Source organism: Leisingera sp. ANG49, assembly GCF_059694505.1.
The window spans coordinates 534789-549186 of record NZ_JCATZN010000003.1 but is presented as its reverse complement, the minus strand read 5'-3'; the positions used below and the strand labels follow the sequence as shown (position 1 = coordinate 549186).

At 64.0% G+C, this 14398-nt stretch carries 14 protein-coding genes; 8 read left to right on the top strand and 6 right to left on the bottom strand.

Annotated elements, in window-relative coordinates; all coding sequences use genetic code 11:
- Nucleotides 1–27: 27 nt before the first annotated feature.
- Both lepB and rnc read left to right on the top strand, forming a co-directional pair.
- Nucleotides 28–864: a signal peptidase I gene (gene lepB / locus AC58NV_RS12975; protein ID WP_497227503.1), complete on the top strand. Its 837-nt coding sequence runs from the start codon at nucleotides 28–30 to the stop codon at nucleotides 862–864.
- A complete protein-coding gene (rnc, locus tag AC58NV_RS12970; protein WP_497227502.1) occupies nucleotides 861–1538 on the top strand; it encodes a ribonuclease III in 678 nt (225 codons plus the stop codon). Before lepB ends, rnc begins: the two co-directional genes overlap by 4 nt.
- Nucleotides 1539–1540: 2 nt before the next feature.
- On the opposite strand, the gene AC58NV_RS12965 is transcribed toward rnc, so the two are convergent.
- Nucleotides 1541–2923 (bottom strand): multicopper oxidase family protein, encoded by a 1383-nt coding sequence (locus AC58NV_RS12965; RefSeq protein WP_497227501.1) that lies wholly within the window; start codon nucleotides 2921–2923, stop codon nucleotides 1541–1543.
- 204 nt (nucleotides 2924–3127) lie between these two features.
- Here AC58NV_RS12965 and era point away from each other — a divergent pair, with 204 nt between their 5' ends.
- From era to recO, 3 genes are all read left to right on the top strand, one after another.
- Nucleotides 3128–4033 carry a GTPase Era gene (era, locus tag AC58NV_RS12960; RefSeq protein ID WP_366660872.1) on the top strand — a complete coding sequence of 302 codons (906 nt, stop codon included), beginning with the start codon at nucleotides 3128–3130 and terminating at the stop codon, nucleotides 4031–4033.
- Between the two features lie 88 nt (nucleotides 4034–4121).
- The gene (locus AC58NV_RS12955; RefSeq protein WP_497227500.1) at nucleotides 4122–4451 is read left to right on the top strand and encodes a DUF1491 family protein; all 330 of its coding nucleotides are present in this window, start codon (nucleotides 4122–4124) and stop codon (nucleotides 4449–4451) included.
- Between the two features lie 69 nt (nucleotides 4452–4520).
- On the top strand, nucleotides 4521–5246 hold the full coding sequence (gene recO, locus AC58NV_RS12950) for a DNA repair protein RecO (RefSeq protein ID WP_497227499.1): 726 nt from the start codon (nucleotides 4521–4523) through the stop codon (nucleotides 5244–5246).
- Here recO and AC58NV_RS12945 read toward each other — a convergent pair.
- From AC58NV_RS12945 to AC58NV_RS12935, 3 genes are all read right to left on the bottom strand, one after another.
- Nucleotides 5230–5619, bottom strand: a complete 390-nt coding sequence (locus AC58NV_RS12945; RefSeq protein ID WP_497227654.1) for an META domain-containing protein — start codon at nucleotides 5617–5619, stop codon at nucleotides 5230–5232. The two genes, recO and AC58NV_RS12945, sit on opposite strands and share 17 nt — an antisense overlap.
- 214 nt (nucleotides 5620–5833) lie before the next feature.
- Entirely contained in the window at nucleotides 5834–6517 is a 684-nt protein-coding gene (locus AC58NV_RS12940) for an SGNH/GDSL hydrolase family protein (RefSeq protein WP_497227498.1), read from the bottom strand.
- A gap of 178 nt (nucleotides 6518–6695) precedes the next feature.
- Nucleotides 6696–8381, bottom strand: coding sequence for an acyl-CoA dehydrogenase family protein (locus AC58NV_RS12935; protein ID WP_497227497.1), 1686 nt, complete (start codon nucleotides 8379–8381; stop codon nucleotides 6696–6698).
- A gap of 145 nt (nucleotides 8382–8526) precedes the next feature.
- On the opposite strand from AC58NV_RS12935, the gene AC58NV_RS12930 reads away from it, so the two are divergent.
- The 3 genes from AC58NV_RS12930 to dgt all read left to right on the top strand — a co-directional run bounded on the left by AC58NV_RS12930 (nucleotide 8527) and on the right by dgt (nucleotide 11632).
- Complete coding sequence (locus tag AC58NV_RS12930) at nucleotides 8527–9294, top strand: sulfite exporter TauE/SafE family protein (protein WP_497227496.1); 768 nt, start codon at nucleotides 8527–8529, stop codon at nucleotides 9292–9294.
- A gap of 15 nt (nucleotides 9295–9309) precedes the next feature.
- Nucleotides 9310–10206, top strand: coding sequence for a cation diffusion facilitator family transporter (locus tag AC58NV_RS12925; RefSeq protein ID WP_497227495.1), 897 nt, complete (start codon nucleotides 9310–9312; stop codon nucleotides 10204–10206).
- Between the two features lie 64 nt (nucleotides 10207–10270).
- Nucleotides 10271–11632 carry a dGTP triphosphohydrolase gene (gene dgt / locus AC58NV_RS12920; RefSeq protein ID WP_497227494.1) on the top strand — a complete coding sequence of 454 codons (1362 nt, stop codon included), beginning with the start codon at nucleotides 10271–10273 and terminating at the stop codon, nucleotides 11630–11632.
- On the opposite strand, the gene AC58NV_RS12915 is transcribed toward dgt, so the two are convergent.
- Together AC58NV_RS12915 and AC58NV_RS12910 are read right to left on the bottom strand one after the other, a co-directional pair.
- Nucleotides 11623–12306 (bottom strand): PAS domain-containing protein, encoded by a 684-nt coding sequence (locus AC58NV_RS12915; protein WP_497227493.1) that lies wholly within the window; start codon nucleotides 12304–12306, stop codon nucleotides 11623–11625. The genes dgt and AC58NV_RS12915 overlap by 10 nt on opposite strands.
- 173 nt (nucleotides 12307–12479) lie before the next feature.
- Entirely contained in the window at nucleotides 12480–14078 is a 1599-nt protein-coding gene (locus tag AC58NV_RS12910; protein ID WP_497227492.1) for a phosphoenolpyruvate carboxykinase, read from the bottom strand.
- Between the last annotated feature and the right edge of the window lie 320 nt (nucleotides 14079–14398).

Sequence of the window (14398 nt, the reverse complement as noted above, 5' to 3'; positions counted from 1 at the left end):
GACCCTGTTTTCAAACCGGAGAGCCTGATGACGGCCAAAGCAAAGACCAGCAGTTCGATCATCGAGACGATCAAGACCGTCGTCTACGCGCTGCTGATCGCCGGTGTCTTCCGCACCCTGTTCTTCCAGCCCTTCTGGATTCCGTCCGGTTCGATGAAGGAAACCCTGCTGATCGGGGATTTCCTGTTCGTGAACAAGATGGCCTATGGCTATTCCTATGCCTCCTGCCCCAGCCTCCGCTTCCCGGCAATCGGGGTGAACATCGATGCCAAGAAGATCTGCGCTTTCCTGGACGGCGACAACACCCGCCTGATCGGCAGCGAGCCGGAGCGCGGCGACGTGGCAGTGTTCCGCCACCCCGTGAACGGCAACGACTTCATCAAGCGTCTGGTCGGCCTGCCGGGCGACAAGATCCAGATGAAGAACGGCGTGCTGTTCATCAACGGCGAAGCGGTGAAGCTGCAGGACGCAGGTGAGTTCGAGGAAGTGATGGAACGCCAGGGGCCGCAAGGTTCGATGCCGCGCTGCGAAAACGCGCCGGTAGGCCAGGGCGCCGTCTGTAAGAAGTCGCGCCAGGTCGAATCCCTGCCGGGCGGCACCGAGCATACCGTGCTCAACATAACCAACCAGGGCGTTGACCACACCCGCGTCTACCATGTGCCCGAAGGCCACTACTTCTTCATGGGCGACAACCGCGACAACTCCTCGGACAGCCGCCTGCCGCAGACCGCAGGCGGGGTTGGTTTCGTGCCGTATGAAAACCTGATCGGCCGCGCCGACCGGATCATGTTCTCCTCCGCCGGGCGCTCCATGCTCTATTTCTGGACCTGGCGCGGCGACCGTTTCTTCAAGGGGATCCAGTGAAGCTGTCCAAGGAACTGCGCGCGTTCGAGGAACGGATCGGGCACAAGTTCGCCCGCCCCGACCTGCTGCAGCGCGCCGTGACCCATGCCTCGGTGTCCTCCTCCACCCGCAAGGACAACCAGCGGCTGGAGTTTCTGGGCGACCGGGTTCTGGGGCTGGTGATGGCCACTGCGCTGCTGGAGCATGACAAGACCGCCACCGAAGGCCAGCTGGCGCCGCGCTTTAACGCGCTGGTGCGCAAGGAAGCTTGCGCCGACGTTGCCAAGGAGATCGACCTCGGTGCGGTGCTGAAACTGGGCCGCTCCGAGATGATGTCCGGCGGCCGCCGCAAGCAGGCGCTGCTGGGCGACGCGATGGAGGCGGTGATCGCCGCGGTCTACAAGGACGCGGGCTTTGACGCCGCCGCCGAGGTGATTCTGCGTCTTTGGGGCAGCCGTATCCACCAGGTGGAAACCGACGCGCGCGACGCCAAGACCTCTTTGCAGGAATGGGCGCAGGCGCGCGGGCAGAAGCCGCCGTCCTATGTCGAGGTCTCCCGCAGCGGCCCGGACCACGCGCCGGTCTTCACCATCGCCGCGCGGCTGCAGGACGGCACCGAGGCGCAGGCCACCGCAGGCTCCAAGCGTCAGGCCGAACAGGCTGCCGCCAAGGCCCTGCTGGAACAGTTGGGTTAAGGTCAGACCACGCGGATATAGCCCGCAAGCCCGGTCTTCTGGTGCTCGATCACATGGCAGTGGAACGCCCAGTCGCCCGGGTTGTCGGCGACCAGAGCAATCTCGGCCACCTCGTCCTTAAGCAGCAGCATGGTGTCGGTGAACAGAGGTGGCAGCTTTCGCAAGTTTGAGTTGATGGGCACAAACGCCAGCCCGTGCAGGTGGATCGGATGCAGGTTCGGCGACTCATTCCGTAAGCGAAGCACATAGCTTTTGCCGCGCTCCAGCGTGGCCAGCGGCCCGGTGCCCTTGGCCGCATCCCCGGCCCAAGGCGTGCGGTTGATAGACCAGAAGCTGTAGCCCATGGAGCCGCAATAGCCGTCATTCGGCGGCCCGCCCTCCGGCGTCCAGCCAAAGACAAAGTCATGCACCTCCGCGTTCGAGAGGTCAGGACGTGAAACCGGGTTCGGCGGCAGCGGTTTCAACTCCCGCAGGTCCCGCTTGCGGTCTGCTCCAACCGAACGCAGCTGTGCCATGGTGCGGGTGGGCTGTCCCGGCAGCTCCGCCAGCAGCTCCGCCGTCTGCCCTTCTCCCGCAGGCATCTGCACCGCAAAATCCACCCGCTGGCCCGGGCCGACCAGCAAAGGCTCCTCCCCTGAGGGCAGGGGCAGCTCAATCTCCACCGGATGCCCGTCCCAGGCAATGATCCGGGCCTGTTCCGTGCTCAGGTGCAGCTTGTAAATCCGCGTGGTGTCGGTGTTCACCACCCGCAGCCGAACCAAGCCGCCCGCCGGATGGTCGTAAACCGGCGCCTGCAGCCAGTTCGCGGTCAGCACATTGCCATGCGTCCCGCCGCGGGCCGCGCCGCGCGCCGTGTAATAGGGCAGGAAGGTGCCGTCATCCTTCAGCCGGAAGTCCCGCAGGTTGACCGCCTGGTCGCCGTCGAACCCGGGGTCCTCCGTCTCCCGGATCACCATCACCCCGGTCAGCCCATGCGCCATCTGCGCCATGGTCGTGCAATGCGGGTGATACCAATAGGTGCCTGCATCAGGCGGGGTGAACGCGTAGTCATAGCTCTCGCCGCCTGCGATCGGCATCTGAGTCAGATACGGCACCCCGTCCATCCGGTTTATAATGCGCAGCCCGTGCCAGTGCATCGCGGTGTAGTCTTCGGTGCCATTGGCCACCCGCAGATGCATGGGATTGCCCTGGGTGCCATAGAGGACCGGCGGCGGAGCATCCGGCGACAGGCTAACCAGCCCCTTGGTCGGCGTCTCCCGGAAAGCAAAGCTGGCAGGCTGGATGGTCAGCTGCTGCTGCGCTGGCGCGCCCGCGAGGCTCAATCCCCCCGCGCCAAGCGCCCCGGCAGATGCAGCGGTTCCCAGCAGAAAATCCCGGCGGTTCATCAGGCAGGCCCCTTTATGTGTACTCAAAGAAAGGCCTGGCTTGCGGAGCTGGCTCGGCGCTGCGGTATTGACACGGGATCTGCCACAGGTCTTTGACATAGGGCAAGCCTGTGCGGCTGTGCCTGAAACGCCGTTTCAAAACGCCTCTGGCCCCTGTGGGTAAAATCCTGTAGAGGCACTGATCTGCAAACAGGACCAGTACAGATGACCACACGCGCCGGATTCGTTGCCCTGATCGGAGAGCCCAACGCGGGCAAATCCACCTTGTTGAACCGCATGGTCGGGGCCAAGGTCTCAATCGTGACCCATAAGGTGCAAACCACCCGCGCCCGCATCCGCGGCGTGGCGATGGAGGGCGACGCGCAGCTGGTGTTTGTTGACACGCCGGGCCTGTTCAAACCCCGCCGCCGATTGGACCGGGCGATGGTGGCTGCCGCCTGGGGCGGTGCCGCGGACGCTGACGTCGTCGTGCTGATGGTCGAGGCCCACCGCGGTATCACCGAAGGCGTCGAAACCATCCTCGAAGGCCTTGGCGAGATCGGCGAGGGCCGCACCGTGGCGCTGGCGATCAACAAGATCGACAAGGTACCGGCCGAGAAACTGCTGGGCCTCACCCAGGACCTGAACAGCCGCTATGAATTTGCCGAAACTTTCATGATCTCGGCAGAGCGCGGCCATGGCGTCGACGATCTGCGCCAGTGGCTGGCGGGCAAGCTGCCGGAAAGCCCCTGGCTCTACCCCGAAGACCAGATCGCCGACCTGCCGATGCGGATGATCGCAGCGGAAATGACCCGCGAGAAGCTGACCCTGCGTCTGCACCAGGAACTGCCTTACCAGCTGACCGTCGAGACCGAGAAGTGGGAAGAGCGCAAGGACGGCTCTGCCCGCGTCGACCAGATGATCTATGTGGTCCGTGACGGCCACAAGGGCATCGTGCTGGGCAAGCGCGGCGAGACCATCAAATCCGTCTCCCAGGCCGCCCGTGCCGAGCTGGAGGAATTCCTGGGCCGTAAGGTGCACCTTTTCCTGCAGGTGAAGGTGCGCCCGAACTGGCTGGAAGAGGCGGAACGCTACTCGGAAATGGGCCTCGACTTCAAGGACGGCAACTGAAGAGCCCCATGCTTTTCACCTTTGTGAAAATACTCCCGCCGGAGGCTCCCGCACTACCGGCAGGCGCTGTCACAGGCGGGGGCGCGGCATGACCCGCCTCACCGCCCGGTTCTGGGTGGACGCCTATCTGGCCCGCCTGCGGTTCCAGGACATCCCGGCCTTCATCACGTCGCACGGCGACGACACCGCCGGTGCGGTTCTGGTCAAGCTCAACTCGCTCGACGGCCAGGCCCGGGCCTTCCACCGCACCTATGATCTGATGAGCGGTGACCGCACATGGGATGAACTGGCCGCCGGGACGGAAACGGAGGTCGATGCCTCCATCCGCCGTCAGCGGGAGTTCGACCCCGACCTTTGGGTGATCGAGGTCGAGGACCGGCAGGGCCGCCACCTGCTGGACGAACCCGGCCTGGAATGACCCTGCCGCTTGCAGCCCGCCCGGCAATGCGTTCTGGTAGGGCGGACCGCAGGACAGGGAGGCCCGGTGTTGGAGTGGCGTGATCACGGCATATTGCTTTCGGTGCGCCGCCATGGCGAAAGCTCGGCCATCATCGACGTCTTCACCGAAGAGCACGGCCGCCACGCGGGCGTGGTGCGCGGTGGCGCCGGCCGCCGGATGGCCCCGATCCTGCAGCCCGGTGCGCAGCTGGACGTGACCTGGCGGGCGCGGCTGGAGGATCACCTGGGCAGCTACCACGCCGAGCCCCTGCGCAGCCGGGCTGCCGCGGCGCTCTCCGGGCGGCTGGCGCTGGCCGGGCTCAACACGGTCACCGCGCTGTTGTCCTTCTGCCTGCCGGAGCGCGAGCCGCACGCCGATCTTTATACCCGCAGCGAACAGCTGCTGGACCTGCTGGGGAATGAGGCGCTCTGGCCGCTCGCCTACTTGCGCTGGGAACTGGCATTGTTGGAGGAAATGGGGTTCGGCCTCGACCTCTCAGCCTGCGCCGTGACCGGCAGCCGCTTCGGACTGGCCTATGTGTCGCCGAAAACCGGCCGGGCTGTTTCACGTGAAGGCGCCGGCGACTGGGCCGGCCGGCTGCTGCCGCTGCCGCCGGTGATGCTTGGCCAGGGCAATGCTGACGATAGCGAAATCGTCCAGGCCTTGCGCACAACCGGCTATTTCCTGGAGGCGCATTTGGCGCCCTCGCTGGGCAACCACCCGCCGCCGGAAGCACGCGGAAGGCTGCTGGACCTGCTCAGCCGCCGTCCTTGAACAGCATCTCGCGGCCTGCCTCATTGCTGAGGATCAGCACACCGCCCGTGACTTCCGCCAGCGTCATCTCCTGCAGCGCTTGCAGGAACGCGGCCTCAGCCTCCAGTTCCGGACAGGCCATGCGCGTCACCGCCAGCGGCCCGGTTTCAAACCAGGGATAGGGCGCGTTCTGGCTGCCCAGAAACAGGTTGCAAGGCCCCCGACCGGCGATTTTACCTGTTTCAGGGAATGTCAGGGTAGCTGCGGCGGGAAAGGCGGCGCCGTCAATGACTTGCAGCTGCCATTCGGTACCTGCGGCGCCGTAGGCCGACAGGGTTTCATCGCGCGCGCAGGCGGTCAGCAGCAGGCAAGTGATCAGAACAGCACGCAGCATGACGACGTCCATCAGCAGTTTCTTAAGCCACATTGAAATGCAGCCGCGGTCAGCGCAAGGTCTGCCGGCGCAGGATGCTCCCGTCGGCCGCCACGGCATCAGAGGTGCCTTGCACCCGTTGGGCCCGGTATCGCGCTAAGGCGCGTCGCCTGCCGTTTCATTGCAACGGTGCATTGCCGCGCTGTGCGCAGCCAAGGGGCGGCAGCCGCCAGTTTCAGTTCTCTCGGATGATCTCGGCCACCTTGCGTCCGATCTCGCTGCTGGCCTTGACCGATGGATGGATCATGTCCAGCGCGTGGTAGGAGCGGTCGCCGTATGGCACCAGGTCCTTGTTCGACAGGAAGAAGATTCCTTCATCCTGGGCCGCCAGCTGCCCGATACGGTCTTCCAGCTCGTTGCCCTCGTCCCGGCAATGCTCGATCAGCGATCCCACCCCGGGGCTGCGCAAGTAGCCGACGTAAATGACCTTGGCACCGGTCGCGCGCAGCTCCGACAGCATGCCGGGAATGGCGCCCTCGCGCCCGTCAGCTGAGATCAGCTTGTCCATCTTGCGATTGCAGGCAAAGCAGCCGCAGCCGAGCCACAGGTCATTGCCGCCGCCGTTGACGATTACCCAGTCCCATTCGCCGGGCAGGTACTGCTTGCGGATGTTCATCCCGGCGGCACCGGAAATGGGCAGTTTGTAAATGATCCGCGCGGCAGAGACTGAGCGGTCCACCACAGGTTCCTGCAATTCCCGCGCCACCGTGTCCGAAATGGATTTGCCCGCCAGGCTGTGCCAGGCCAGCAGTGAATCCCCCATTGCCAGAATGCGGGAGGGCTGGTCCGCGGGCATCGTATCGCCGCAGGCGGACAGCAGAAACAGAAACGGCAGAAGGAGGCGGCGAAAGAGTGTCATACCCCTTGTTAAACACGTTTCACCCGGGAGCGAATAACCAGTATCGGAAACAGTATTTTTTTAACGCTGCGGTTGCAGGCCGGACGCATCCAAAGCGGTTCCGGGCTCGACAAATAAAGCCCGGCGCGAACGCCGGGCAAGAAGGGGATTGCTCCCCTGCGGTGGTCACTGGCAGGGCTTAGCCCAGCAGGCGGCGGGCGATGACCTGCGCCTGAATTTCCGCAGCGCCCTCGAAGATGTTGAGGATGCGGGCGTCGCACAGCACACGGGAGATCTTGTATTCCATCGCAAAGCCGTTGCCGCCGTGGATCTGCAGCCCGTTGTCGGCTGCCGCCCAGGCGACCCGCGCGCCCAGCAGCTTGGCCATGCCGGCCTCCAGGTCGCAGCGGTGGCCGTGGTCCTTTTCCCAGGCTGAGAAATAGGTCAGCTGGCGGGCAATCATGATCTCCACCGCCATCATCGCCAGCTTGCCGGAGACCCGCGGGAAATTGATCAGCGACTTGCCGAACTGCTTGCGCTCCTGCGCGTATTGCATGGCGATGTCCAGCGCCGACTGCGCCACGCCGATGGCACGGGCTGCGGTCTGGATGCGGGCCGATTCAAAGGTTTCCATCAGCTGCTTGAAGCCCTTGTTTTCCTCGCCGCCCAGCAGGTTTTCCTGCTTCACATGGAAATTGTCGAAGCCGAGCTCGTATTCCTTCATGCCGCGGTAGCCCAGCACCTCAATCTCGCCGCCGGTCATACCGGGGGTGGGGAAGGGGGCCTTGTCGGTGCCCGGCGTCTTCTCCGCCAGGAACATCGAAAGCCCGCGGTGGTCGGTGGTGTTCGGATCGGTGCGCGCCAGCAGGGTCATCACATGGGTGCGGGCGGCGTGGGTGATCCAGGTCTTGTTGCCGGTGATCTTGTAATCGCCGTTCTCGTCCTTCACCGCGCGGGTGCGCAGGGAGCCAAGGTCGGAGCCGGTGTTCGGCTCGGTGAACACGGCGGTCGGCAGGATCTCCGCGCTGGCTAGTTTCGGCAGCCAGTTGGCCTTCTGCTCGTCGGTGCCGCCGCACAGGATCAGCTCCGCTGCAATCTCGGATCGGGTGCCCAGGGAGCCGACACCGATATAGCCGCGCGACAGTTCCTCGGAGACCACAACCATCGAGGCCTTAGACAGGCCGAACCCGCCGTATTCCTCCGGAATGGTCAGCCCGAAGACGCCCATCTCGGCGAGCTCCTCGATCACTTCCATCGGGATCAGCTCGTCCTTCAGGTGCCACTCGTGGGCGTTCGGTTCGACCTTCTCCACCGCATAGCGGCGGAACTGGTCGCGGATCATCTCCAGCTCTTCCTCCAAGCCGGAGGCGCCGAACATGGTGGAACCGGCCTGTTCTTCCATCAGCTCGACCAGGCGGGAGCGAGCAGCTTGGCTGTTGCCCTGCTCGCAGAGCGTCATCACCGCAGGCACCATCAGCGCACGCTGGGCGTCCTGGCTCAGGCCCAGGTCCTGCAGGCGGATGATCTCGCCCTGGTTCATCTGGATGCCGCCGTAGACCTGCCACAGGTATTCGCCAAAGCCGATTTGGTGCAGCAGCTGCTCCATCTCGCCGAACTTGCCCTCACCCTGCAGCTTTTCCGCCCATTTCTGCATCTGCCGCAGCGAGTAGACATAGGTGGCAAGCCAGGACAGCCCGTGCGCGGCCACCTGGTTTTCCTCGATCAGCTTGCCGGAAACGCGGCCGTCGCTGCTCACCATGTCCTTGACGGAGGCGCGCGCGGCCTCAAGCAGCTGGTCCAGCGGTTCCAGCGCTGCGCCGGTCAGCGCCAGCAGGTCGGGAATGAGAGTCGGTTTCATATGCAAGTCCTGTCCGTCGTGGGCCATGAATCAGATCCTTCTTCGGTCGCCCGGTGGTAAATCATTTTGCAGGTGCAGCGCAACAAAAATACTCACCGGTGCGTTATTTGGATCAAATCTTGCGTGTTGATTTTGCCCGTGCAGCACGCTGCGGATGTGATAGAGCGGAAGGATGACCGCATTGTTTTCGCTTCTTTCCCCGGCAGAGCTGGCAGCGGCCTTTGGCATCGCGCTGCTGGCAGGCACGGTCAAAGGCCTGGTCGGCTTTGCCATGCCGATGATCTTCATCTCCGGCCTCAGCATGTTCCTGGCCCCGGACCTGGCGCTGGCCGGGCTGATTCTGCCCACCTTGGTGACAAACGGCATGCAGGCGCTGCGGCAGGGGCCTGCGGCAGCTGTAGCCTCGATCCGCAAGTTCCGGGTGTTCCTGCTGATCGGGCTTGTCTGCCTGCTGCTCAGCGCCCAGTCCGTGCGGTTGCTGCCGCAACAGGCACTGCTGCTGGTAATCGGTCTGCCGGTCACGGTCTTTGCCTGCATCCAGCTGATGGGAAAGGTCTTCAGCATCGCTAACCCCACCCGCCGCAGCGAGGCGCTGGTGGGCGGCATTGCGGGCCTGATCGGCGGTGTCTCCGGCGTCTGGGGGCCGCCGACGGTGGCCTATCTCACCGCTTTGAATACTGAGAAGACAGAACAGATCCGGGTGCAGGGGGTGATCTACGGCCTCGGCGCGGTGGCGCTGCTGGTGGCGCACATCGGGTCCGGTGTGATCCGGGCTGAGACCGCGCCGTTCTCGCTGGCGCTGATCGTGCCGGCCGTGGCGGGCATGTGGATCGGCGGGCAGCTGCATGACCGCATTGACCAGGTGTTGTTCCGCCGTGCGACGCTGGTGGTGCTGCTGATCGCAGGGCTGAACCTGCTGCGCCGCGGCGTGCTGATGTAGCGGGCGCAGGGCGCCATGCAGCAACGGCTCAGCGCAGAACAACTGGCAACCGGCTCCATCCTGATTGCGCTGGCGGTGATGGCGCTGAAAGTTGCGGCCTGGATGATGACCGCCTCCGTGGCGCTGCTGTCGGATGCACTGGAATCGCTGGTGAACATCGGCGGCGCGGTAATGGCCTGGTTTGCGGTGCGCTATGCCCAGCGGCCCCCGGACGCCGGTCACCCCTACGGCCACCACAAGGCAGAATATTTCTCGGCAGTGATCGAGGGTATTCTGATCGTGATTGCCGCCCTGGTGATCCTGCACGAGGCCATCAGCGCGCTGACCCGCCCTTCACTGGCTGACTGGGGCGTTGCCGGCATGGTGGTGAACGCTCTGGCGATGCTGGTGAACCTTGCCTGGGCGCGGGTGCTGCTGCGCGCGGGCACACTGCTGAAATCCCCGGCCCTGTCGGCTGGCGGCCGCCATCTGATGAGCGACGTCTGGACCTCTGCCGGGGTGCTGGCCGGGCTGGGTCTGGCGCTTGCCACCGGCTGGGCTGTGCTCGACCCGCTCTTGGCGCTGCTGGTCGGCGTCAATATCCTGCGCGAGGGCTGGCTGGTGATTGCCGCCTCCGTGAACGGCCTGATGGACACAGCCGCCCCGGAGGAGGAACGCGCCCGGATCGAAGAAATCATCCACCGTACTGCCAATGGCGCGATGCAGGTCCACGGGCTGAAAACCCGTCGCGCCGGCCGCGCCCTGTTTGTCGAATTCCACATGGTGGTTGACGGCGCCATGTCTGTCCGAGCCGCCCATGACATCTGCGACCGGGTGGAGGCAGCCCTGCGTTCCTCCATCCCCGACGTGCAGCCGGTGATTCACGTGGAGCCGGAGCACAAGCTGGAGCCCGCCGGGATCGAGCCGCGCTGAAGCGTTTGCATTTCCCCGCCGCCTCCCGTTTAACCGCGCTTAAATCAGGCAAAGGAGCAGGTACATGGCGATGGAGTGGAACAGGCTGCTGAACCCGGGGCGGCTGTGCCGGCCGGACTTCCCCGAGGCGCCGGGGCGCGAGGCTTATCTGCAGGACTATGACCGTATCCTGTTCTCCGAGCCGTTCCGGCGGCTGGCGCAGAAAACCCAGGTGCATCCGCTTTACAGCCATGACCATGTGCATCACCGGATGATCCACAGCATGGAGACCTGCAGCGTCGGCCGCTCACTGGGCTCCGGCGTCGGCCAGGCGCTGCTGGCAGCAGGCCGCATCACCCCGGATCAGGTGCTGCGCATCGCCGGCCACGTTCAGGCCGCCTGCCTGCTGCATGACATCGGCAACCCGCCTTTCGGCCACTCCGGCGAGGACAGCATCGGCGGCTGGTTTGCCGCGCAGTTCAAGGCAGGCGCAGGCCTGGCCGCCCAGATCCCGGCAGACCGGCAGGCTGAGTTCGCGCATTTCGAGGGCAACGCCCAAGGTTTGCGCATCGCCGGATGGCTGGAAATGGCCCGGCGCGAGGGCGGCATGCGGCTCAGCTACGCAACATTGGGCGCCTTCCTGAAATACCCCTGCACCCGGCAGGTGCGCGATGCAGTCTGCGGTGATGGCCCGGCGCCTTATGCGGGCCTCAAGAAATTCGGCGTCTTTGCCGCCGACACCGCGCTGCTCGATGAAATCTGCACCGCCACCGGCATGATCCGCGAAGAAGGGGGCTGGTTCCGCCGCCACCCGCTCGCCTTCCTGGTCGAGGCCGCAGACGACATCTGCTACCGCATCATGGATATCGAGGACGCAGGCGCGGTGGGCGACCTGGACCGGGGTGATGTGGCCGCGGTGCTGGAGGACATCACCGGCAAGCCCAACCGCGAGGAAGACGCCGAAATGCCGCTGGGCGAACGTGTCGCCCTGCTGCGGGCGCTGTCCATCGGTGCCGCCACCAGCGCCGCGGTGCAGGCCTTCCTGGACAACTACGACGCCATCATGAGCGGCGAGTTCGACGGCGACCTGATCGGCGCCTCGGCCAAGGCGGACGCCTTTGCGGAGCTGCAGCGGCTGTCGGTGGAACGGATTTTTGCCGCCCGCCGCAAGACAGAACTGGAGGTCGCGGGCCGCCAGGTGCTGCACCGCATTCTCGACCACTTCCACGGGCTCTACACCAATCTGGCCGCATGTGGCTGGGACCCGGTCAGGCTGGGCAAGGAGCATTCCCACTGGGCGCAGCTGATCCGCGCCGTGGATCTCGACCTGCGCGGCGTGGAAGACGCCTATACCGCCATGCATTCGCTGGCGGATTTCGTCTCCGGCATGACCGACCGCTACGCGGTCAAGGTCCGGGACATGGTGACAGGCAGCCTTCAGGTCTGATCGGTTTCCCGTGCGCGCATGGTATTTTCCCGGGCCGTGCTGTCGCGGCCCGCCATCTGGTCGGTGATCCGGTTTGCCCAGGCGTTGTTCTCGTCCGCCAATGCCTTGATCTCCCGCGCCAGAAAGGCAAAGCCCTGGCCGGCCTTACCTGCCCGCGCTGCCTCGATCCCTGCGTTGATCGCCAGAATGGACAGCTTCTGCACCGACCGCAGAATGTTCTCCGCCAGTTTCAGGATTTCTGCATTGTCCGCTTCGGTCTTTTTCAGCGTGCCTTCCAGTACCTTGCGCAAGTTGACTTCAGCCGAAGCATCCACAACCAGCCCTTCAAGAAAGACCATCTCTCCGCTGTCGTCATAGACCGCATTGCCGCGCTCGCGGACCCATGCGGCTGTGCCGTCAGGCCGGTTCAGCCGGTAGGCCACGTCCCAGTTTTCTCCGGCTGCAATGGCGGCATCCACGTCGGCAAAGACACGGTCAATGTCATCTGCATGGGTTAAACCGACGTAAGACACCTTGGCATTGCCAAGGATGTCGGACTTCGGGCAGCCGCAGAGTTTCTCAACCTGGCCGGCCATGAATTCCATCGTGAAATTCTCGTCATTGGCACAGCGGTACACAAAGGCGCTGCCGGTGCTGAAAATGCTGTTGAAAACGGTTAATGCCTGTTGGTCCATCCCGCCCCTCCCTGGGTGTGGCGCAAAACTCAGTAAATCAGCCGCAAAGCTGCGCTTGCGGAAGATTTGCGGTGGAATGGTTAAGGAAGCGTTTACTGGAAAATTAATTTCCTGAAATGAAAAACCCCGGCGCGGAACCGGGGTTTTCTTTACTTGGAGGAATTTAAAAAGCGTCAGCCGATGGCGGCGGCCTTCACGTCCTCGTCAATGAACGGCAGGTACTGCTCGAAGTTGTCGGAGAACATCTGCACCAGCTTGGCCGCCTGGGTGTCATAGGCGTCCTTGTCGTCCCAGGTGCGGCGCGGGTCCAGCAGCAGTTCCGGCACGCCCGGCACGTTAACCGGCACATCAAAGCCGAAGTTCGCGTCCTTGCGGAATTCCGCATCCGCCAGTGAGCCGTCCAGCGCAGCGGTCAGCAGCGCGCGGGTGGCCTTGATCGGCATCCGCGAGCCGGTGCCATAGGCGCCGCCGGTCCAGCCGGTGTTGACCAGCCAGCAGGTTGCTCCGTGCTGGGCGATCTTCTCGCGCAGCAGGTTGCCGTAAACCTCCGGGCGGCGCGGCATGAAGGGGGCGCCGAAGCAGGTGGAGAATGTGGGTTCAGGCTCGGTCACGCCGCGCTCAGTGCCCGCCACCTTGGAAGTGAAGCCGGACAGGAAGTGGTACATCGCCTGCGCCGGGGTCAGCCGCGCGATCGGAGGCAGCACGCCGAAGGCATCGCAGGTCAGCATGATAATGTTCTTCGGGTGGCCGCCGCGGGCGCTGGACGATGCATTGGAGATATAATGCAGCGGGTAGGCGCAGCGCATGTTGGCGGTCAGGCTGTCGTCGTTGAAATCCAGTTCTTTGGTTTCCGGGTCGAACACCATGTTTTCGATCACGGTGCCGAACTTGGAGGTGGTGGCGTAGATTTCCGGCTCTGCCTCGGCATTCAGATTGATGGTCTTGGCATAGCAGCCGCCCTCGAAGTTGAAGGTGCCGTTGTCGGCCCAGCCGTGCTCGTCATCGCCGATCAGCACCCGGTCCGGGTCAGCCGACAGGGTGGTTTTGCCGGTGCCCGATAGGCCGAAGAACACGGCGGTATCGACCGGGTTGCCCTTGGCGTGGTTGGCGGAGCAGTGCATCGGCATGATGCCCTTTTCCGGCAGCAGGTAGTTCAGCAGGGTAAAGACGGATTTCTTGTTCTCGCCTGCGTATTCGGTGCCGCCGATCAGGATCATCTTGCGGTCGAAGTTCATCGCAATGATGGTTTCGCTGCGGCAGTCGTGCTTCTTGGGGTCAGCCTGGAAGCTGGGGCAGTTGATGACAGTGAAATCGGCGATGAAATCATCCAGGTCTTCGCGGTCGGGACGGCGCAGCATGGTGCGGATGAACAGGTTGTGCCAGGCCAGCTCGGTCACCATGCGGACGTTGATCGCATGCGCCGGGTCTGCCCCGCCCACCAGGTCCTGGACGTAGTAGTCCTTGCCCTTCATGTGCTCCAGCATGTCGGCGTAGAGCGCATCAAAGCCCTCGGCGCTCATCGCGGCGTTGTTGTCCCACCAGATGGTGTCGCGCACGCTGTCGGTTTTCACGACATGTTTATCTTTGGGCGACCGGCCGGTGAATTTGCCGGTGGTGACCAGGAAGGCGCCGCCATTGCCCAGCGTGCCTTCGCCGCGCTTCAGCGCAGCTTCGATCAGCGCAGACTCCATGAAGTTGTAATAGACATTGCCCAGACCCTCGATGCCCTGATCCTCGAGGCGGAATTGCGGGTTAACCCGTCCAGATGTCATGCGTTTTTTCTCCTGTGGCGGCGCGGGCGGCACGCAGGCTGCGCGGCTGCGCCAATGGGGCAATAGAAACGGCATCGCTGCCGGTGGCGCGGTCTTAACATGGCGTTTTGGGGGGTGAACAGGCCGGTTTCAACCAGTTAGCGCCATCAGGGCGATGTTTAGCGCAACCATTGTTCTGCACCGCGGCATGTGCCCGGCCATTCAGCAGACGCTAAGGTATTTTTGCCCCAATTGTGTCCAAAGATTGTCCCGATTCTTCAAATGGGATTGATTCGGCGCACCAGAACGGCGATGAAAGTGGTAAAAACAAACTAGAACAG

Bases quoted from the DNA above. Each gene is read 5' to 3' on its own strand.
- AC58NV_RS12915 (WP_497227493.1), bottom strand. From the start codon at position 12,306: ATGGACCAACAGGCATTAACCGTTTTCAACAGCATTTTCAGCACCGGC.
- AC58NV_RS12935 (WP_497227497.1), bottom strand. From the start codon at position 8,381: ATGGCCCACGACGGACAGGACTTGCATATGAAACCGACTCTCATTCCC.
- AC58NV_RS12925 (WP_497227495.1), top strand. From the start codon at position 9,310: ATGCAGCAACGGCTCAGCGCAGAACAACTGGCAACCGGCTCCATCCTG.
- dgt (WP_497227494.1), top strand. From the start codon at position 10,271: ATGGCGATGGAGTGGAACAGGCTGCTGAACCCGGGGCGGCTGTGCCGG.
- AC58NV_RS12945 (WP_497227654.1), bottom strand. From the start codon at position 5,619: ATGCTGCGTGCTGTTCTGATCACTTGCCTGCTGCTGACCGCCTGCGCG.
- era (WP_366660872.1), top strand. From the start codon at position 3,128: ATGACCACACGCGCCGGATTCGTTGCCCTGATCGGAGAGCCCAACGCG.
- AC58NV_RS12940 (WP_497227498.1), bottom strand. From the start codon at position 6,517: ATGACACTCTTTCGCCGCCTCCTTCTGCCGTTTCTGTTTCTGCTGTCC.
- AC58NV_RS12910 (WP_497227492.1), bottom strand. From the start codon at position 14,078: ATGACATCTGGACGGGTTAACCCGCAATTCCGCCTCGAGGATCAGGGC.
- AC58NV_RS12930 (WP_497227496.1), top strand. From the start codon at position 8,527: ATGACCGCATTGTTTTCGCTTCTTTCCCCGGCAGAGCTGGCAGCGGCC.
- AC58NV_RS12965 (WP_497227501.1), bottom strand. From the start codon at position 2,923: ATGAACCGCCGGGATTTTCTGCTGGGAACCGCTGCATCTGCCGGGGCG.
- lepB (WP_497227503.1), top strand. From the start codon at position 28: ATGACGGCCAAAGCAAAGACCAGCAGTTCGATCATCGAGACGATCAAG.
- AC58NV_RS12955 (WP_497227500.1), top strand. From the start codon at position 4,122: ATGACCCGCCTCACCGCCCGGTTCTGGGTGGACGCCTATCTGGCCCGC.